This is a genomic window from Polaromonas sp. P4_F6, from assembly GCF_056401275.1.
Genome location: NZ_JBFUJQ010000004.1, coordinates 338,933 through 359,327 on the forward strand (window position 1 = coordinate 338,933; position 20,395 = coordinate 359,327).

Consider the following 20,395-nt stretch of genomic DNA (forward strand, 5'->3'; position numbering starts at 1 on the left):
GTGTGGCCTCCCCTCAACTCTCACCGAATCGAAGGAAACCACCATGGCAACCGATGGGTCAGTAGCACCAAAAGAGCGTGTCAATATTGTTTATCGTCCCGCCACGGGGGACGCCAAGGCCGAGGTTGAGCTGCCGCTCAAGCTGCTGGTCATGGGCGACTACACCTTGCGTGAAGACGAGACGCCGCTGGAGGAAATGAAGCCGATCAACATCGACAAGGACAACTTCAATGAAGTCCTGAAGGCGCAAAAGCTGTCGCTGAGCATGTCGGTGCCCAACAAGCTCGATCCCAAGGCCGACAAGGACGCGGTGCTGGCCATGAACATCGACTTCAGCTCGATCAACGACTTCTCGCCCGACGCCATCGTCGACAAGGTGCCCGAGCTCAAGCAGATGATCGAGTTGCGCGACGCCCTGAAGGCGCTCAAGGGGCCGCTGGGCAACATTCCGGACTTCCGCAAAAAGGTCCAGGAGCTGGTGCAGGACGAAGGCGTGCGCGCGCGGCTGATGTCCGAACTCGGCGTCAAAGACCAGTAAAAGAACCGCACCGAAGGAACCATCATGGCTGAAACCAACAAGCAAACAGAAGCGGCGCCAGGCGCGGCCGAAGACGCGGGCGGCTCGCTGCTCGACCAGCTGGTCAACTCCGCGCGCATCAAGCAGGGCGACGACGCCTATTCCATCACCCGCCACGGCATCCAGGCCTTTGTCTCGCAGCTGCTCGAGCCCCAGCGCTCCGTCGAGCGCGTGACGCAGGCCACGGTCGACGACATGATCGCCGACCTGGACAAAAAGCTCTGCGCGCAGGTCGACTCCATCCTGCACCATCCCGACTACCAGAAGCTGGAATCGGCCTGGCGCTCGCTGAAATTCCTGGTCGACCGCACCAACTTCCGCGAGAACGTCAAGATCCAGATGCTCAGCGTGAGCAAGAGCAAGCTGCTCGACGACTTCCAGGACGCGGCCGACATCACCAAGTCCGGCCTCTACAAAAACCTCTACACGGCCGAATACGGCCAGTTCGGCGGCCAGCCCTTCGGCGCCATGATCGGCAACTACGAGTTCGGCCCCGGCGGCCAGGACATCAAGCTGCTGCAGTACATGGCCAGCGTCGCGGCCATGGGCCACGCGCCCTTCATCGCCGCCACCGCGCCCGAGTTCTTCGGCGTCGAGTCCTATGAGCAGCTGCCCAACCTCAAGGACCTGGCCTCGGTCTTCGAAGGCCCGCAGTTCGTCAAGTGGAACGCCTTCCGCGAGACCGAGGACGCGCGCTACGTGGGCCTGACGCTGCCGCACTTCCTGCTGCGCGTGCCCTACAGCGCCGACACGGTGCCGACCAAGAAGTTCAACTACAAGGAAGACGTCTCCGGCGGCAACAACAGCTTCCTCTGGGGCAACGCGGCCTTCGCCTTCGCCTCGCGCCTGACCGGCAGCTTCGCCGACTACCGCTGGTGCGCCAACGTCATCGGCCCGCAGGGCGGAGGCGCGGTGGAAGACCTGCCGGTCTACACCTACGAGTCCATGGGCGAGCTGCAGAACAAGATCCCCGCCGAGGTGCTGATCTCCGAACGCCGCGAGTTCGAGCTTGCCGAGCAGGGCTTCATCGCGCTCACCATGCGCAAGAACAGCGACAACGCGGCCTTCTTCTCGGCCAACTCGGCGCAAAAGCCCAAGTTCTTCGGCAACAGCAAGGAAGGCAAGGAAGCCGAGCTCAACTACAAGCTCAGCACCCAGCTGCCTTACATGTTCGTGGTGAGCCGCCTGGCCCACTACATCAAGGTGATCCAGCGCGAGAACATCGGCACCTGGAAAGAACGTGCCGACCTCGAAAGCGAGTTGAACATGTGGATACGCCAGTACGTGGCCGACATGGACAACCCGGGCGAAGGCGTGCGCAGCCGCAGGCCCCTGCGCCAGGCGGAGATCACCGTGGCTGACGTCGAAGGCGATCCAGGCTGGTACCGCGTCGACCTCAAGGTCCGTCCGCACTTCAAGTACATGGGCGCGTCCTTCAGCCTGTCTCTCGTTGGGAAGCTCGAGAAAAAGTGACACCGGGCGGGCGGTTTCCCGCGGGGGAAACGCCTGTATTTCGGTTGTAACTTTGCCGCCTGGCTTCTGACATGGACCCGAAACAGGGGCCTTCCAGAATACAGGTCATGCACAGAGCAGATGTTTAAGAGATGTGCAGATCACCCGGGCAGCCAAGGGGCGGGGTGGTAAAGAGGTTCAAGCCCCGCTGATTGTTGCGGGGGCCTTGAGCGAATCTGAAACAGTTTTACGACAGTACCAACTTAAAGGAAATCATCATGCCAATGCCATGCTACCTCATCCTCGAAGGCGAAAAACAAGGGAAGATCGAAGGCTCCGTCAAGGTCAAGGGCCACGAAGGCAAGATCCTCGTGCAAGCCGTGGACCACGTCATCGAGATCCCCAAGAGCCCGCAGACCGGCCTGCCCACCGGCAAGCGCGTGCACTGCCCCATGACGGTCACCAAGGAAATCGACAAGGCCTCGCCCAAACTGTTCCAGGCCCTGACCTCGGGCGAGCAGCTCAAGAGCGTGAGCCTGGAGTTCTACCGCATCTCCCCCAAGGGCACGGAAGAAAAGTACTACACGGTCAAGCTGTCCTCGGCCATCCTGACCAACGCCCGGTCCTGGACGCCCAACTGCCTGAACCCCGACAACAAGCAGATGGGCCACATGGAAGACATCTCCTTCACCTACGAGAAGATCACCTGGACCTTCGAGCCGGATGGCATCGAGGCAGAGGATTCCTGGCTCGCTCCGAAGTAATGACGGGCAAGCGGCACGCCGGCCTGGCTGAGTAGAGAGACCACAACGGTGAAGGAGCGGCGACTGCTGGAAAGAATAGCGGCCTGGGAAGACGGTGGACAACGCACCAACCAGACGCAGGTCGATATTCTTGTCCGGTCGGTCACCAACCACCTTCTTCGCCTGCTCAATACCCGGCAAGGCAGCGTGCAGCTCGATCCCCTCTTCGGCGTGCCCGACTTCACCAATATCGCCGGCGGGCTCACCGCGGGTTCCACCGGCGATATTGAAGAAGAGATCCGCCGCATGGTGCTGAAGTACGAACCCCGCATCAAGTCGCCCCGCGTGGTGATGAGCCGGGAGTCGACCGACGTGCTGTCCATCCGGTTCGCGCTGGAAGGCCGGCTTGAAGTGGATGACCGCGAGATTCCGCTTCAGCTCTCCACCACGGTTGGCGCAAACGGCAAGGTCAACATCAACTGATTTCAACGGCCCTTTAACAGTCCCCCGAGCGAGTGAAAGAACCCCATGTTCAATCGGTACTATGAAGATGAATTGAACAAGCTCAAGGGACTGGCCGTCGAGTTCTCACAGGCCAACCCGGCGCTGGCGCCCATGCTGGCCGGTTCCTCGGCCGACCCCGACGTGGAGCGCCTGCTCGAAGGCGTGGCTTTCCTCACGGGCCTGACGCGCCAGAAGCTGGACGACGAATTCCCCGAGTTCGTGCAGGAGCTGGCCAACCTGCTGTTCCCCCACTACCTGCGCCCGATTCCCGCCAGCACCCTGGTCAGCTTCGAGCCCAAGGGCATGCTGGCCGAAAGCGTGCGCGTCGCCGCCGGCACCAAGATCGATTCCGTGCCGGTGGACGGCACGCCCTGCCGCTTTCGCACCTGCACCGAGCTGCAGGTCCATCCGGTCGTGCTCGAAAGCGCGCGCCTGGCCAGCGGCCCCGGCCAGGCGCCGCGGCTGGTCCTGAAGTTCGCGCTGCAGGGCGGGCTGGACGTCGCGCAATGGACCACACCCTCGCTGCGCCTTTTCCTGGGCGGYGGCTACACCGAGGCCTCCAAGCTGCTGCTGCTGCTGGCCAAGCACGTCAAGGCGGTGAGCCTGACGCGCGGCGACGGCACGGTGGCCGAGCTCGGCCCCAAGGCCCTGCGCCAGGCCGGCTTCGACAGCGAGCTGCTGCCTTACCCCAGCCATGCCTTCCAGGGCTACCGCAGCCTGCAGGAATTTTTTGTCCTGCCCGAAAAATTCCTTTTCGTGGACATCGCCGGCCTGGACAAGGCGCTGGCCGGCGGCAGCGGCCCCTTGTTCGAGGTCTCCGTGCTGCTGGACCAGATCCCCGACTGGATGCCGGAGATACGCGGCGACAGCTTCATGCTCAACATCGTGCCCGTGGTCAACCTGTTCGAGCACGCGGCCGACCCGGTCAACCACGAGCACCGCGCCAGCGAATACCGCCTCATGCCCGAGGCCGCCAACCGCCAGCACTACCAGATCTATTCGGTGGACCAGGTCGTCGGCTACCAGCAGGGAGCTTCGCGCGAGCGCAGCTACGTGCCCTTCGGCATGCTGCGCCACGACGGCAGCAACACCCTGAGCTACCGCACCACGCTGCGCCAGGCCACGGTGGGGCGGGGCAGCGAGGTCTTCCTGTCGGTGGCCTACCCGCCCGGCGACCTGCCCCTGCCCGAGACCCTGTCAGTGCGCATCACCTGCACCAACCGCCAGCTGCCGGAAAGCCTCAAGCTCGGCGACCTGAGCCGGCCCACCAGCAGCTCGCCCGACCGCATGAGCTTTCGCAACATCCGGCCCATGACCGCGCCGCTGAACCCGCCCTCGGGCGAGGCCTTGCTCTGGCGCCTGATTTCGCACGTCTCGCTGAACTTCCTGTCCGTCGCCAGCGCCGAGAACCTGCGCGAGCTGCTGAACCTCTATGTGTTTTCCGAACGCCAGGAGCAGGGCCCGGAAACCGCCAACCGCCGGCGCATCGACGGCATCCAGGAAGTCACCGCCACGCCCGAGACGCGGCTGGTCGGGCGCGGCAGCCTGCTGCGCGGCCAGCAGATCCGCATCAAGTGCCGGCTCGATTTCTTCGCCGGCATCGGCGACATGTATTTGTTCGGCTGCGTCCTGGACCGTTTCATCGGGGACTACGCCGGCATCAATTCCTACACCCGCGTCGAGCTTGAAGACGCTTTCACAGGAGCAGTCTTCAAATGGCCGCCAAGATTGGGTCAGCAGCCGCTGCTGTAGAGGAGCAACTCCTCGCCCACGGCGAGAGGTTCTCCTATTTCCAGGCCATACGCCTGCTGCGCCTGTTCGGCAAGGCGCGCGGCATGCCGACCGACAGCCTGCGCATACGGCCGCGGCTGAGCCTGGGCTTTCCCGAAAACGACATCGAGCGCATAGAGCCTCGGGCTGGCGGCGGCTACCGCATCACGGCCAACTTCTTCGGCCTTTACGGCGTGGCCTCGCCGCTGCCCACGTATTACACCGAAGACCTGTTCGAGGAAGAACGCGAAGGCCGCCATGCCACGCGCGACTTCCTGGACGTCATCCACCATGCGATGTACCCGCTGCTGTTCGACGCCTGGCGCAAGCACCGGCTGCAGGACCGCGTGGTGGAAGACGGCGACGCCGGCGTGCTGGACCAGCTCTATGCCTTCATAGGCTTGCGCGACGGCGACCTGCGCGCGGGCCTGCCCGCCGCCGACGGGCTGCTGCGCTACGCCGGCCTCTTCAACATGCACCCGCGCTCGGCCTCGGGCCTGCACACCCTGCTGGCCGACGCCTTCAGGCCGGCCAGGGTCTGGGTCGAATGCTGCACGCTGCAGCACGTGCCCATCCCGGCCGACCAGCGCCTGCGCCTGGGCCAGCAGGCCCATGAGCTCGGCGAGACGACTTACATGGGCAGCCAGATCGACGACTACAGCGGCAGCATCACCATCACGCTGAGCGACCTGCCCGAGGACTCCTTCCACCAGCTGCTGCCCGGCACGCCCGGCCACGAGCGGCTGGAGTTCCTGGTGCGCTTTTACCTGATAGACCCGCTGGAGGTGCGCATCGTGCTCGAGCTGCGGCACGAGGACGCCCGCGCCGCGCGCACGCTCGACGCGGCCGACGCTGCGCCGGAATCGGCCGCCACCAACTGGACGCGCCTGGGGCTGGACACCTGGCTCACACCCGAGCGCGTGCGCCAGCCCACCCGCGTGCAGTTCACCCTTTAATTTTCGGCATCCCTTCTTCATACACCGCAAGAAAGAGAAACATCATGCTGCTGGTCGAACTCAAACCCCTGGTCGGACGCCTCAATGCCTTCACCAAGCAGGCGCTGGAAGACGGCGTGGGCCTGTGCGTCTCGCGCAGCCACTATGAGATCACCGTCGAACACCTGCTGGTCAAGCTGTTTGACAACGTGCAGGCCGACGTCGCGCTGCTGCTGCGCCAGAACGGCGTGGACGCGGCGCTGGTCAAGCGCGGCATAGACCGCGCCCTGGAGGACATGCGCACCGGCAACGCCGGCAAGCCGGCGTTTTCGCCGCTGCTGCTCGAGCTCATGCAGGACGCCTGGCTGATCGCCTCGGTCAACCTCGGCGAGGCCCGCATACGCTCCGGCGCCGTGCTGCTAGCCTTCCTGGCGCGCGCCAGCTACTACGCCACCGGCGACTACGCCGAGCCCCTGCGCGCGCTCAACCGCGAAAGCCTGCTGAGCGGCTTCGGCGCGACCTGCGGCGCCTCGATTGAGGAAACCCCGGGCGCCGCGGAAGGCGGCACGCCCGGCGGCCAGGCGGCGGCCGGCGGCGAAGGCAGCGCCATCGCGCGCTTTTGCGAAAACTTCACCGACAAGGCGCGCAACGGCAAGATAGACCCGGTGTTCGGGCGCGACAAGGAAATCCGCCAGATGGTGGACATCCTGGCACGGCGCCGCAAGAACAACCCGATCTGCGTCGGCGACCCCGGCGTCGGCAAGACCGCGGTGGTCGAAGGCCTGGCGCTGCGCATCGTCGACGGCGACGTGCCCGATTCGCTCAAGGACGTGACCATCCTGGGCCTGGACATGGGCCTGCTGCAGGCCGGCGCCAGCGTCAAGGGCGAGTTCGAAAACCGCCTCAAGGGCGTGATCACCGAGGTCAAGGGCTCGGCCAAACCCATCATCCTGTTCATCGACGAAGCCCACACCCTGATAGGCGCGGGCGGCCAGGCCGGCACCTCCGACGCGGCCAACCTGCTCAAGCCGGCGCTGGCGCGCGGCGAGCTGCGCACCATTGCCGCCACCACCTGGGCCGAGTACAAAAAGTATTTCGAAAAAGACCCGGCGCTGGCCCGCCGCTTCCAGCCGGTCAAGCTCGACGAGCCGGACCTTGCCACGGCCGTCATCATCCTGCGCGGCCTGAAGGAAAAATACGAGGACGTGCACCGCGTCGTGATGCGCGACGACGCCATCGTCGCGGCGGCCGAGCTCTCCAGCCGCTACATCACCGGCCGGCAGCTGCCCGACAAGGCCGTGGACCTGTTGGACACCGCCTGCGCGCGCGTCAAGGTGCTGCAAAGCGCCAAGCCCGACGTGCTCGAGGACAAGGAACGCCAGATGCAGGCCCTGGCGCGCGAGCAGCGCGGCCTGGAGCGCGACCGCGACAACCACCAGCCGGTCGACAGCGAGCGCCTGGACGCCATCGCCGGCCTGGTGGCCACGCTGGCCGCCGAGGCCGAGGTGCTGAAAGCCGAATGGGACAAACAAAAAAGCGCGGCCGACGCGCTGCTGGCCGCGCGCGCCGCCAGCCTGGCGGCCAAGGCCGCCAACGCGGCGCCGGCCGAACTCGAGGCGCTGTCGCAAAAAGTCGCCGAGGCCGGCAAGGCCTTTGAGGCCGCCCAGGGCGCCAACCCGCTGGTGCGCGTCGACGTGGACCCGGACGTGGTCGCCAAGGTGGTGTCGGACTGGACCGGCATCCCGGTCGGCAAGATGCTGCGCGACCAGGCCGAAAGCGTCATGCGCATGGAGTCCGTGCTGTGCGGCCGCATACGCGGCCAGGACCACGCCATGCACCAGATCGCCGAAGTGCTCAAGACCGCCAAGTCCGGCCTGCGCGACCCGCAGCAGCCGCTGGGCGTGTTCCTGCTGGCCGGCCCCTCGGGCGTCGGCAAGACCGAGACCGCGCTGTCGGTGGCCGACATCCTGTTCGGCGACGAAAAATCCACCGTCATCGTCAACATGAGCGAATTCCAGGAGAAACACAACGTCAGCCGCCTGATAGGCTCGCCCCCCGGCTATGTGGGCTACGGCGAAGGCGGCGTGCTGACCGAGGCGGTGCGCCAGCGCCCGTATTCGGTGGTGCTGCTCGACGAGGTCGAAAAAGCCCACCTCGACGTGCTCAACCTGTTCTACCAGGTCTTCGACAAGGGCATGCTCTCCGACGGCGAAGGCAAGGACATCGATTTTTCCAACACGGTGATCTTCCTGACCTCCAACCTGGCCACCGACGTCATCACCGAAATGACGGCCGGCGAGGACAAGCCCGACGCCGCCACGCTGCTGTCGGCGATCCGGCCCATCCTGTCGGCGCACTTCAAGCCGGCGCTGCTGGCGCGCATGACGGTGATTCCTTACTTCACGCTGGCGCAGGACGCACTCGCCGGCATCGTGCGGCTCAAGCTGGACAAGATCGTCAAGCGCCTGGCGCACAACAACAAGATGCGCTTTACCTACGGCGACGCGGTCGTCGCGCAAATCGCCGCGCGCTGCACCGAGGTCGAGACCGGCGCGCGCAACGTCGACTTCATCCTGCGCAGCACCATCATGCCCCTGATGTCCCAGGAAATCCTGGCGCGCATGAGCACGGGCGTGCAGGCCGGCGAGGTGGCGCTGGGCCTGGACGCCGACGCCGGCTTCACGGTCGTGTTTTCCGACGCGCCCCTTGCCGCCGCGGCCTGACTGACGCAAGGCAGAAAGAAAAAAGAGGGAATTTATGACTTCGCTTGATAAAAACCTGACAGCGGCGAACAAACGCTTCGCCTTCAAGTCCGGCGGATTTGCCGACGACACCTTCGCGGTCGTCAACATGAAGGGCTTCGAGGCGATCTCGCAGAACTTTTCGTTCGAGCTCACGCTGCTGTCCAACGACGCCGGCATCGAGTTCGACAAGATGCTGTCGAACCCGGCGACCTTCACGATTTTTTCGCGCGACCAGGACATGGCCACGCCCTACCACGGCGTCATCGCCGAATTCGACCAGCTGCACCAGGTGGGCGATCTGGTGTTCTACCGCGCCGTGCTGGCGCCGCGCCTGCATCGCCTGGGCCAGTTCCGCACCTCCGACGTCCACCTGGACGGCCAGCGCATTCCGGACATTCTCGAGACGGTGCTCAAGGACAGCGGGCTGTCTTCCGCCGACTACCAGAAGGGCCTGGCCGGGGAGTACCGCGAGCGCGACTTCGTTTGCCAGTACCAGGAAACCAACCTGGACTTCATCACGCGCTGGATGGAAAAGGAAGGCATCTACTACTGCTTCGACCACAGCGGCGACAAGGAAAAACTGCTGCTGGTCGACGCCTCGATCAAGCAGCCCGCGGACGTGCGCGCGGTGACCTACCGGCCGGTCGAGAACCTCGCCAGCGGCGAAGCCAAGGACTCGGTGCAGGATTTCGCCTGCCGGCAAAAACCCCTGCCCAAACAGGTGGTGCTGCAGGGCTTTAACTACCTGAACGCCGCGGTCCCGCTCAAGCAGTCCGCGCCGGTGTCGGACGCCGGCATGGGCGATGTGATGCTGTACGGCGAAAACTTCCTCACGCAGGATGAAGGCCTGCGTTACGCCAAGCTGCGGGCCCAGGAAATCCTCTGCGAGGGAAAAATCTTCACCGGCAGCGCCACCGCCACCGGCATACGCAGCGGTTATTTCATCCGCATGGCCGGGCACTATCGCAGCGACTTCAACGGCAAATACCTGGTCACCGAGATCGAGCACCAGGGCTCGCAGGCCGGTGTGCTGCTGGCCGGCATCAAGACGGCTTACGAGGACGCGGCGGGCGAAACCCGCTACAGCTCGAAGTTCCGCGCCATCCCGGCCGACGTGCAGTTCCGCCCCAAGCGCTCCATGATCCGGCCGCATGTGGCCGGCACGATCAGCGCGATCGTTGACGCCGAGGGCAGCGGCCAGTATGCCGAGATGGACGAACTCGGCCAGTACAAGGTGCAGCTGCCCTTCAGCCGCACCGGCAAGGGCCCGAACAAGGGATCGGCGCGCATACGCATGGCCACCCCGTACGCGGGCCACGGCCACGGCATCCATTTCCCCCTGCACAAGGGCGCGGAAGTGCTGCTCTCCTTTGTGGACGGCGACCCCGACCAGCCGGTGATCGTCAACGCGGTGCCCAACTCGGAAAACCCGAGCATGGTGAACAACAAGAACCCGGCGCAGAGCCTGGTCACCACCGCCGGCGGCAACCAGATCCTGATGGATGACACCCAGGGCAAAGAGGTGGTCTACATCACCTCGCCCTACCAGAACAGTGCGCTGGTGATCGGCAATCCCGAGGGGCGCCACAGCACCGTGGGCAAAGACGGCAAAGACGGTAAGGATGGAAAGGACGGCAGCAAAGGCGACAAGGGCGACAAAGGCGATACCGGCGCAACCGGCGCAACCGGCGCAACGGGGGCGACGGGAGCAACCGGGGCAACGGGCGCAACCGGCCCAGCTGCACCGGAAGCACCCAAGGCGACCTACCCCGGCATCTGGGCCTCCACGGGCGGCAGTTCCGAGAGCATCACGTTTGGCACCACCAATGCGATCAAGGTCGGCTACAACAACACCCTTGGCCTTTCGATCGACAATTCGGTGACCGCCTCCGTCGCCAACAAGGTGGCGTTGGGTGTCAGTGCGACGCTGAGTTACGGCAACGATATGGCGTGGAAGCTCGGGCGCAGCATCACGCTGGACGATTCGGAGGCCATTTCCATGAAGGACTCGGGCAAGCTGAGCGGCAACAAGGAGGTCATGATTTCCGGTGGCCAGGCCGCCCCGCTTGCCGCCGCCGTCGATGCCGCCAAGGCGACCGTCAAGAAGGCCGTGCTGCTGGCGACCGGACTGAACGTCGCGGCGGGTGTTGCCGCCGGTGCGCTGATCAATCAGGGCGCTGACCTGGACGACAAGGGAAAAGCGAAATTCAAGGACAACAGCTGGGGCAATTGGTCCGCGCGCGCGCTGGGCATTGTGTCCGGGCCCGGGACGGCCCTTGCCATCAACCGCGTGCTCGCGGGACTGGCGAGCACCCTCGGTGAATTGACCAAACCGTCCCTGGCCTTCGCGAGCAATATCAAGCTCGATGCTTCGGGCGCGGAGATTTACTCGACGAACCTGCCGCCGGTCAGCCAGGGCCGAATCAAGCTTGCGCCGGGTAACGTCACCCTGCATGCCGGCTTGCCCATGCCTTTGCCCCCGCCGGCATTGCCCGGCGTGCCGCCCGTTCCGTTTGTAGCGCCGCCCGCGGACACCTTGGGTTCCACCATTGAGCTCACGCAGACACGTGTCAAATTGGCGAACAGTAGTTTGTTGTTGCCGAGCTCGTTGCAACTTGAGACCCAGGCGGCGACACTCGCAACCTTAAACCCGGCAGGCGAGATCAACCTGACGCAGCCTCTGGGCGGTAGCGTGAAGCTTGCCGCCGCCGGCTTGACCGCCACTTCCGGCATTTCGGAGCTCAAGCTGGATATCGCCGCCGGCGCGACCTTGACCGGCGGCGCCGGCAAGGTGGAAGTCAAACCCGCGGAGGTCAAACTGGAATGTGCCGCCTCTTCCATTGAGGTCACGCCGCTAAGGGTCGCCATTAACGGGCCCGGTGACGCAGGCATCCGGTTTTACAGCGTCAATGTCATGCTGGATGGCAACCTGATTCAGCTGGGTTGAGCGCACAGCCATGAAAGTATTCAAACCAGACTCGCTGGGCCTGCTGCATCGCGGCATTCGCTTTGCGCGCCAGAACCAGCTCTCGGTGGGCATGATGGCCTTCTTCGCGCTCGACGAAACGCCGGGCGCGGCGCTGCTGCCCGAGGCCCAGATGTGGCAAGTGGCGGCCGAGGCGATAGGCAGCGACGCCGTCATGGACGAAGGCCTGCCCAAGCCGGCCGGCGAGTTCCTGGTGTTCGGCGCCGCGCACGCGCCTTCGGGTGTGGCCGCACCCGAGGTGGCTGTCAGTGTGCAGGTCGGCAGCCTGTCCAAAACGCTGCGCGTTAGCGGCGACCGGCATTTCAACGCGCTGGGCATCGCCAGCGCGCCCAAGCCGTTCACGCGCATGGCGATCAGCCCGCAAACGGCTTTTGGCGGACCGGACTCTGCTGACAACCCCGCCGGCAAGGGCCTGGCCAAGCTGAAAAACGCCGATGGCAGCGAAGGCCTGCCCCTGCCCAACGTGGAGCACATGGCCAAGCTGGTGCTGCGGCCCGGTGACGAAGCGCCCGCCGCCGGCTTTTGGTCGCTGCCGCCTGACTCGCCGCTGCGCAAGCGGCACCTCGGTACTTTCAACGACGCCTGGCTCAAAACAAGCTGGCCGCATTTGCCCGACGATACCCAGCCCGCATTTTTCAACGTGGCACCGCCCGACCAGCGCCTGGCAGGCTTTTTCCGCGGCGATGAAAAAATCGCGGTCCACAACATGCACCCGCAACGCGCCGTGCTCAGCTCGGCCTTGCCCCAGCTTCGCGCGCGTTGTTTCATCAACCGGCGCGTGGCCGGCGGTGAAGAGTTTGTGGAGCTGACGGCGCGCGCGGAAACCGTCTGGCTGTTTCCAGGGCAGGGCTGCGGCATCGTGCTGTTCCGCGCGCTGGCGACGGTGGCCGACGAGGACGCCGACGATGTGCTGCACCTGCTGGCCGAGTGGGAGGACATGCGCAGTGCGCCGCTGCCGCTGGATCATTACTACCGCGTGTTCCAGGCCAAGCTGCCGCAACCGGCGGTTGCCGCCGCCGAGATCCCACCGGCCCCCGCCGCGGCAGTCCCTGCCGCGGCGGCCGCCGCCGTGCCAGCCGCGGCCGCCGCGCTGACGGTGCCGGCAGTGGCCGTGGCCATGCCGCCGGAGCTCGCCGCGGTGCAGGCCCAGGCGGCCGCGCTGGAGACCCAGACGCGCGAACTGATGCGCCAGCACGGCATCACGGATGCCGACATCGCGCCGTACCTGAAGCCGCCGGTTGAGGGGCCCGCGCCTACATTGGCCGAACTGGAAAAGATGTCGCAGGAGCTCGAGGCCGACACCCGCGCGCTCATGAAGCAGCACAACATCAGCGAGGCGGAGGTGGCCGCCGCGGTTCGCCAGCCACCGCCGGAGCCGGCGCCGAGCGCGGGCGAGTTGAAAGACATGGTCAAGCAGATCGAGGCCGACACGCGAGCGTCCATGCGCAAGCACGGCATCACCGAGCAGGACATCCAGAAGGAGTTCGACGCGCGGCCGGAGCTGGCCGGGCTGGCCGCGGATTTCCGCAAGCCGGGCCCGGATGTCGACCAGGCCTTTGCGGCCCTCGGGGCGGCCATGGCTGCGCCGGCCGTCGCGGCACCGGCCATCAAGCTTCCGGCGGTTTCGCTGCCTGCCTTGCCCGCGGCAAAACCGCCGGTGGCACAGAAGTTGACGCGCGAGGAAGTCGTTGCACGCCATGCGGCCGGCAAAGGCTTTGCTTCGCACGACCTGTCGGGGCTCGACCTGTCGGCGCTGGACCTTGCCGGCGCCGATTTTTCAGGGGCCTTGCTGGAAGGCACGGGTTTCGCCGGCAGCAAGCTGGCCGCCGCCAACTTCAGCCAGGCTTTGCTGCAGGGCGGCGATTTCAGCGAGGCCGACTTGAAGGGCGCGAAGTTTGGCGGCGCCAGCGCGGGCCAGGCCGTCTTCAAGCAGGCAAAGCTGGACAGCAGCGACCTCTCGCACGCCGACTTCAGCGGGGCCGACTTTTCAGCGGCCAGCGTGGCGGGCGCCAAACTGAGCGATGCCGTGTTTGACGGCGCCAAGATGGCCGGCCTCAAGGCCGCGGGCTGCACGGCGCTGCGCACCAGTTTTGCCGACGGCGACCTGGCCGGCGCGGACTTTGCCCGCGCCACCTTGACGGGCGCCGCTTTCGCCGGCGCCAAGGTGGGCAAGGCGAGTTTTGCCGGCGCGAACGGCGACAACGCCGATTTCCAGCGGACCGACGCGAGCGGCGCGAACTTCGCCGGCGCCAGCCTGCGCGCCTCGCGCGCCGACGGCGGCAGCCAGTTTGCCGGGGCGCAATTGCCGGGTGCCCAGCTTGAGCGCGCCGCCTGGGGCGGCGCCATGCTGGCCGGCGCGGCCTTCGGCGGCGCCGTGCTCGACAACGCCGACTTCAGCGACATCAAGGCAGCGGGCGCCAACTTCGGCCGCGCATCGGCCAAAGGCGCGCGCTTTGACAAGGCCGACCTGAGCGGCGCCGACTTCACCGGCGTGAACCTGCACAAGGGCTCGCTGCGCAAGGCCACGACCGAACGCGCGCTGCTGCGCAAGGCCAACCTCTACGGCGTGGACTTTTATGACACCACGCCGACCATCGCCAGCCTGGAAGGCTCCAACATCGACCAGACCCTTCTCCAGGTCAGAAAGCCGGTGGTTTGAATGGCCGCAGCAGGGGAAACACCATGGATGTAAAAGACGCATTGGCCCAGCTGGCCCAAGGCCGCCACCTGGCCGGCGCCGACCTGTCGGGCGCCGATCTGTCGGGTGTGGATTTCACCGGCTGCCACCTGGAGAAGGTGCGGCTGGCAAACGCCGACCTGTCGGGAAGCAAGCTTGCCGGCAGCGTCTGGCAAGGCTGCGACCTCACGGGGGCGAACCTCTCGGGCGCCGACTTGTCGGCCACCCAGATGCAGGACACGGCGCTGGCGGGCGCCAGGCTGGAGGCGGCCAATGCCTCGCACGCGAGCTGGGCCAAGACCGACATGAGCGGCGCCAAGGCCAAGGGCGCCGATTTCAGCCACGCATCGCTGGATGCCGCCAACCTCAGCGCCGCGCAATTTGCCGGCGCGAAGTTTTTCAAGGCGGCGTGCGACGGCTGCACGCTGGACGGCACCGACTTCACGGGCGCCGACCTCACACGCTGGGTGGCGATGGCCGCCGACCTGCGCAGCGTGCGTTTTGAACGGACACAACTGGTGCAGGCCTATTTGAAGGATTGCAAGCTGGAGGGCCAGCGCTTCGCCGGGTGCGACCTGACCATGGCCATCCTCAACGGCTGCAAGCTCCAGGCCGCCGATTTCTCGGGACTGGCGCTGGACCGGACCAGCTTCATGGGCGCCCAGCTGCAAAAAGCCCAGCTCGCCGGTGTGCAGGGCACCTACACGGCCTTGATGGGGGCCAGCCTGGCGGGCGCCAACCTGAGCGCCGCGGTTTTTGAGATGGCCGACGCCAGCGACGCCGACTTCAGCGGCGCGCGCTGCGACGGCTCACGCTGGCACATGTCGGTGATGCAGCGCATCAAGGCCGCCGATGCCAGCTTTGCCAATGCGGGCCTGGTCTACTGCGACCTGTCGCATGCCGACCTGTCCAACGCCGACTTCAGCCGCGCGGACATGAGCCACGCCAACCTGCACGCCATGCTCGACAAGGGCACGCGCTGGGACGGCGCCAACCGTAGCGGCGCACGTGAGACCGATGAGAAACTTTTGCGCGCCGAGCGCTGGCAAGCCGCCTGAACTTTTTTGAGAAAGAGAACGCCATGTCCAATGCTTCCCTGCCTTCCGCTTCCCCCCTGCCGCAAGCCGTCCCCGGCCTGGTGGCCGCCGTCGTGACCGGCCGGGCCGACAAATGGTTTTTTCTGGGCACGGCCCCCGGCACCGCCGGTGCCGACCGCGCGCTGCGCGCCGAGAGCTGCCTGGTCGAGCCCGAATGCGGCGACACCGTGCTGGTCTGCCAGGGCGTTGCCGTGGGCCTGACCTGCGTGCCCTACATCCTGGCCGTGCTCTCGCGCGCCGATGCGCAGCATGGCGTGCTGGCGCTGCCGGGCGGCGCACGCATACGCGCCGATGCGGGCGCGCTGGCCTTTGTCGCCAGCGACATCGGCCTGGAAGGCTCGCGCAGCGTGTCCATGAAGGCGCCGCAGCTTGACGTGACGGCGGCGCAAGGGGAGCTGAAGTTCAACCGCCTGGCGTCGACGGTCGGCGAGCTCAGCGCCAGCCTGGGTAGCGTGCGCACGGTCGCGCAGGCCGTCACCTCCACCGTGGGCCGCCTGGTGCAGAAGGCGACCAACAGCTTTCGCTGGACGGAAAACCTCGACGAGTCCCGCGCCGGCCGCATGCGCCTGCAGGTGGCCGAGCGCTTTCACCTGAAGTCGCGCCACGCCAGCGTGGTCGCCGAAGGCCAGGTCAAGATAGACGCCGAAAAAATCGACCTCGGCTGAGCCGGCCGAAAAGGACAACAACCATGTTCGCAGTCACCAAACAGAACGGCCAGTGCATGGCCATGCCCGACGTCTGCAAGACGCCCGCGCCGCCCGCGCCGCCGGTTCCCATTCCCTACCCGAACATCGCCATGCCCATGATGGGCAATCCCTGCACCATGAAGGTCTTGATAGGCGGCATGCCGGCGCTGACCAAGGCTTCGAAGATCCCCATGAGCAACGGCGACCAGGCGGGCGTGGCTGGCGGTGTGGTGTCGGGAAAGATGATGGGGCCGGCCGAGTTCATCATGGGCAGCATGAAGGTCAAGCTGGAGGGCAACCCGGCGGTGAAGCTGGGCGACCCGACGAAACACAACGACGGCAACGGGGTGGGCTCGGTGCTGGCGCCCAGCCAGGCGATTGTCATGATCATGGGCTGAACGCTCCCAACCAGGCCCCAAGCAAAGGAAAAGAACATGAAAACCGTCTGGATCACCGCCCTCAAGGAAGACCAGCCCCGCGTGGCCGCCGTGACCGCGGTGCTCAAACGCTATGGCCTGCAGTGCAAGGGGCATTTCTGGGTCGACCAGCCCGACAAGATGGCCTGGCGCGTCGCGCTGGAGGCCTTGCTCGAAGCCAAGGCCGACGCCTGGCTGGTGCTGGTCGATGCGGACGAGATCAAAAAGCCTTCGGTGCGCTACGGCCTGTCGCTGATGGCCTCGGCGCTGCGCAGCGCGCGCGGCGGCTTTCCCATGCTCACGCTCTGGAATTCGCCCCCACCGGAGCAGGCCGCGCTGCCGCCGCTGATGGCGCAGGCCGAAGTGCTGCTCGAGTCGGGCGCAAGCTGGCCCGCCAAGATCGTGGCCAAGGCCAATGTGCCGCCCAAGGCGGCGCCGGCCGAATTCCGGCTCGACGTGCTGGGCAACGAGCGCCTGGGCCAGTGGTTCGAGATCGGACCGGTGGCCGGCGCCTGGGATGGCGTGGTGTTCGGCGTGACGGGGGGCGGCGCCGAGATCCAGTTCCAGGCCGTGGGTCCCAAGGCCATGCTGCCGGAAAAAACCACGCTGGAGTTCGCGCAGGAGGGCATGAAGCTGGAAGTCGCGGGGAATGAGTACGCCGCATGGGCGGTGCGCAACCAGGTCGATGACAACACGTCCTACTTCGTCAAGGTCAAGGGTTGCCCCGACTCGATTCTTTTTATGCCTTATGCCGAGGAAACGGATGCGGAAGCCACCCTCCTGAGGCTGGTGTGAACCAGCGGGTTCTTCCGGGTTCAGGAGAGCCGCTCTCAGTCCAGCCGTTTGCGCGCCGGGCCGGTGATCTCGCCGCCCGCGCCGACCAGCAGGGCTTCGCCCGGGTCGTAGGGCAGTTCGGCGACGCGCTCCTCGTCGTTGAAGCGGTAGCCGACGCGGTAGACCGACTGGCTGTGCGCGGTCTGCAGCCGCGTGCCGCACTGCTGGTCGCGCAGAAAGACCTCCACCGGGATGTCGTCGTCGGGCCCATTGGGTGGTTCGGGCGGCACGGCGGGCGGGAACACCATGTCCCACAGCGCCTTGCCGGCCAGTGCGCCGCCTATCATGCCGGCGGCGGTGATGGCGGGTTTGTGCTTGCCGAGCTTGTCGCCGATGGCACCGCCCACGACGGCACCGGTCACGCCGCCCGGGCCCAGCACAAAGCCGGCACCGGCGCTGCCGACGATGACCGGCACGGCCCAGCGTTTGTAGACGGCGGCCGTGGCATGGCGCTTGAGCAGGAAACCGCCCGTGAAGCCGCCCATGGCCGCGCCTACCAGGGGCACGGCGTTGCGCAGCAGCCAGGGTTTGGCGTTGTTCTGGCGCACCAGGTATTGGCGTTCGGGAATCAGCACCTGCCAGCAGCTTTGCTCGACGCTGCGGGTGCTTGCCAGCGTGGCGTAGGCGTACAGCACGGGCGCCACCACGGGCGGAGGCGGGGCCTCGAGATCGGCCACGGGGGCGGCTGCGGTGTCCTGGCCCAGGGCGGGCAATGCCGGCAGCGCCAGCGCGATGCAGATAAGCCCCGGGTAAATTGCCGCTCCAATTTGCATGGCTTATTATCTTCATTCCCGAATGAATTCACCAAAATTACCTTTAATTACGAGCAGGCAAAACTTGGTTGAACAAAGGTTTCATGGGGTGTGGGCATGGCGGGTGGCCGGCGCCTGCCTGGCCGCGGCCGCGCTGGCGGCACTGGGCGGCTGCGCCACGGCCAATTCCATGATGGGCGGCAACACGCGCAAGGAAGCCGTGGCCGAAATCGCCTGGAGTTTCGCGCGCAACGCCATCCTGGTGGAAGTCGAGGCCGACAACCGGCTCAATGAATACAGTGGTGAAGCGCATACGCTGGTACTCGGTGTTTACCAGATGGAAGACTCCGCGGCCTTCTATAAATTGATCGCGGACGCGGCGCTGGTGGGAAAATCGCTGGAAACCGGCAAGGGCGGCGAGGGGTTTGTGCATTTCGCGCGCTACGTCGTGACGCCGGGCCAGCACAGCATCCTGCAGCTGGACCGGGCGCAGAAGGCCAAATTTGTGGGCATCGCGGCCGGGTATTACCAGATGGATGCGGCCCGCAGCGCGCGCCTGTTCGAGGTGCCGCTGACGATAGAGAGCGAGGGAATGGTCAGCACTACCTACAAGGCCGCGCCGGCGACCCTGGCGCTGCGCCTGAACTTCGGGCCGGATGAGCTGCTCAATGCCGAGCGGCTGAACCGGGACCCGGCGGGGACAAAAGCCAGCGAAGCGGTTCCGCTCGATGGCGGGGGCCGGGAGATCAAGCTGACGCCGGACACGCTCAAGGATGTGATGAACGCCAACAGCGCGGTGAAGAAACTGGACAAATAAGGACAGCAGGCAGCACATGGAAGAAAAACAAGGCATTTACTGGCACCAGGGCATGTTCCTGCAGTCCCAGCATTTCCAGATGGCTGACCTGCACAACCAGTTCCAGCACAAGCCCATGCAGGAGTCGGGCCTTCCGCATTTCTGGGGCGTGGGCGAACTTGAGCTGGTCGCCGCGGCGGCCGGCAACCGCACGGTGGAAGTGCAGGCCGCGCGCCTGCTGTTCCAGGACCGCACTTATATAGAGTACCCGGGCAATGCCGTCATCAAGGCCAGGCCTTTCGACGTGGACTGGGTGGAGGGCGACAAGCCCTTCACGGTCTACCTGGGCCTGAAAAAACTCAGCGCCACCGAAAACAATGTGACCATCGCGGCCGACCTGACGGCCGCCGGCGGCGCCGCGACGCGCTACGCCACGCTGGCCAACCCGCCCGAGGTCGCCGACCTGTATTCGGACGGCCCGGCGGCCCAGGTGCGCACGCTGCTGCATGTGGTCAAGGTGTTTTTCGAGGGCGAGATCGACAAGCTGCAGGACTACAGCCTGATCCCCATCGCGCGCCTGGTGCGCGACGGCGACGCCATCAAGCTGTCCGAAAGCTTCATCCCGCCCTGCTACGCGATCTCCGGCTCCAACGTGCTGCTGCGCCTGGTCAAGGACATCCGTGACGAGCTGACCGGGCGCGCCCGCCAGCTGCAGGAGTACAAAAGCCCGCGCGAGATGCAAAAGGCCGAGTTCGACGCGAGCTACATGGTGTTCCTGCTGGCCCTGCGTTCGCTGAACCGCGCCAGCCCCTACCTGTTCCACCTGACCGAGACACGCCAGGTCCATCCCTGGCTGGCCTACGGCGCCATGCGCCAGCTGATCGGCGAGCTGAGCTCGTTTTCCGAGCGCTTCAACATGCTGGGCGAGGCCGAGGACGGCACGCCGGGCCTGCCGCCCTACGACCACGCCGACCTCGGCAAGTGTTTCGACCGCGTGCGCACCATGGTCAGCCACCTGCTCAATGAAATCACCGTGGGGCCGGAGTTCCTGGCCATCCTGCAGCCCCAGGGCGACTACCACGTGGGCCAGCTGCCGCGTAATTTCTTCGGCCAGCGCAACCGCTTCTACCTGGTGATACGCACCGAAAAAGACATGGAATGGGTGGTGGACGCGGTGCAGCGCGACGCGCGCCTGGCCGCCACCGACGAGATGCCGGGCCTGATCGCGCACGCGCTGCCGGGGCTGGAGCTGATCCACATGGCGGCCGCGCCGCAGGGCCTGCCGCGCCGCTCATACTCCTACTATTTCCGCATCGAGCAGATGAGCCAGCAGTGGGAGATGGTGGAGCGCGAGGGCTCCGTCGCGCTGTACTGGATGGATGCGCCGGCCGACCTCAAGGCCGAAATTGTTGTGTTGCGGAGATAA

The 20,395-nt window shown here is 65.9% G+C and carries 16 protein-coding genes; 15 read left to right on the forward strand and 1 reads right to left on the reverse strand.

From position 1 onward, the window contains the following. Positions 1–43: 43 nt before the first annotated feature. The 13 genes from tssB to AC1DUN_RS13400 all read left to right on the forward strand — a co-directional run bounded on the left by tssB (position 44) and on the right by AC1DUN_RS13400 (position 17,382). Entirely contained in the window at positions 44–538 is a 495-nt protein-coding gene (gene tssB / locus AC1DUN_RS13340) for a type VI secretion system contractile sheath small subunit (RefSeq protein ID WP_007873560.1), read from the forward strand. A 24-nt stretch (positions 539–562) separates the two neighbouring features. Further along, complete coding sequence (gene tssC / locus AC1DUN_RS13345; protein ID WP_007873559.1) at positions 563–2,050, forward strand: type VI secretion system contractile sheath large subunit; 1,488 nt, start codon at positions 563–565, stop codon at positions 2,048–2,050. A 257-nt stretch (positions 2,051–2,307) separates the two neighbouring features. Continuing rightward, the gene (locus AC1DUN_RS13350; protein ID WP_477664112.1) at positions 2,308–2,793 is read left to right on the forward strand and encodes an Hcp family type VI secretion system effector; all 486 of its coding nucleotides are present in this window, start codon (positions 2,308–2,310) and stop codon (positions 2,791–2,793) included. A 48-nt stretch (positions 2,794–2,841) separates the two neighbouring features. Continuing rightward, positions 2,842–3,255, forward strand: a complete 414-nt coding sequence (gene tssE, locus AC1DUN_RS13355; protein WP_007873556.1) for a type VI secretion system baseplate subunit TssE — start codon at positions 2,842–2,844, stop codon at positions 3,253–3,255. A 45-nt stretch (positions 3,256–3,300) separates the two neighbouring features. Beyond that, positions 3,301–5,028 carry a type VI secretion system baseplate subunit TssF gene (tssF, locus tag AC1DUN_RS13360; RefSeq protein WP_477714352.1) on the forward strand — a complete coding sequence of 576 codons (1,728 nt, stop codon included), beginning with the start codon at positions 3,301–3,303 and terminating at the stop codon, positions 5,026–5,028. Continuing rightward, positions 4,992–6,002, forward strand: coding sequence for a type VI secretion system baseplate subunit TssG (gene tssG / locus AC1DUN_RS13365; RefSeq protein ID WP_477714353.1), 1,011 nt, complete (start codon positions 4,992–4,994; stop codon positions 6,000–6,002). Before tssF ends, tssG begins: the two co-directional genes overlap by 37 nt. Before the next feature lie 44 nt (positions 6,003–6,046). Further along, the gene (gene tssH, locus AC1DUN_RS13370) at positions 6,047–8,704 is read left to right on the forward strand and encodes a type VI secretion system ATPase TssH (protein ID WP_477714354.1); all 2,658 of its coding nucleotides are present in this window, start codon (positions 6,047–6,049) and stop codon (positions 8,702–8,704) included. A gap of 34 nt (positions 8,705–8,738) precedes the next feature. Continuing rightward, the gene (locus tag AC1DUN_RS13375; protein WP_477714355.1) at positions 8,739–11,672 is read left to right on the forward strand and encodes a type VI secretion system Vgr family protein; all 2,934 of its coding nucleotides are present in this window, start codon (positions 8,739–8,741) and stop codon (positions 11,670–11,672) included. A gap of 10 nt (positions 11,673–11,682) precedes the next feature. Beyond that, positions 11,683–14,370, forward strand: coding sequence for a DUF2169 family type VI secretion system accessory protein (locus AC1DUN_RS13380; RefSeq protein WP_477714356.1), 2,688 nt, complete (start codon positions 11,683–11,685; stop codon positions 14,368–14,370). Between the two features lie 23 nt (positions 14,371–14,393). Beyond that, positions 14,394–15,446: a pentapeptide repeat-containing protein gene (locus AC1DUN_RS13385; RefSeq protein ID WP_477714357.1), complete on the forward strand. Its 1,053-nt coding sequence runs from the start codon at positions 14,394–14,396 to the stop codon at positions 15,444–15,446. A 23-nt stretch (positions 15,447–15,469) separates the two neighbouring features. Next, positions 15,470–16,150 (forward strand): DUF3540 domain-containing protein, encoded by a 681-nt coding sequence (locus tag AC1DUN_RS13390; protein ID WP_477714358.1) that lies wholly within the window; start codon positions 15,470–15,472, stop codon positions 16,148–16,150. 23 nt (positions 16,151–16,173) lie between these two features. Beyond that, positions 16,174–16,569 carry a DUF4150 domain-containing protein gene (locus AC1DUN_RS13395; RefSeq protein ID WP_477714359.1) on the forward strand — a complete coding sequence of 132 codons (396 nt, stop codon included), beginning with the start codon at positions 16,174–16,176 and terminating at the stop codon, positions 16,567–16,569. 36 nt (positions 16,570–16,605) lie between these two features. After that, positions 16,606–17,382, forward strand: coding sequence for a hypothetical protein (locus tag AC1DUN_RS13400; RefSeq protein ID WP_477714360.1), 777 nt, complete (start codon positions 16,606–16,608; stop codon positions 17,380–17,382). A gap of 35 nt (positions 17,383–17,417) precedes the next feature. On the opposite strand, the gene AC1DUN_RS13405 is transcribed toward AC1DUN_RS13400, so the two are convergent. Beyond that, positions 17,418–18,194 (reverse strand): hypothetical protein, encoded by a 777-nt coding sequence (locus AC1DUN_RS13405; RefSeq protein ID WP_477714361.1) that lies wholly within the window; start codon positions 18,192–18,194, stop codon positions 17,418–17,420. Between the two features lie 64 nt (positions 18,195–18,258). Between AC1DUN_RS13405 and tssJ the strand changes: the two genes are divergently transcribed. Together tssJ and tssK are read left to right on the forward strand one after the other, a co-directional pair. Further along, entirely contained in the window at positions 18,259–18,990 is a 732-nt protein-coding gene (gene tssJ, locus AC1DUN_RS13410; RefSeq protein ID WP_477714362.1) for a type VI secretion system lipoprotein TssJ, read from the forward strand. A gap of 16 nt (positions 18,991–19,006) precedes the next feature. Next, entirely contained in the window at positions 19,007–20,395 is a 1,389-nt protein-coding gene (gene tssK / locus AC1DUN_RS13415; RefSeq protein ID WP_007863895.1) for a type VI secretion system baseplate subunit TssK, read from the forward strand.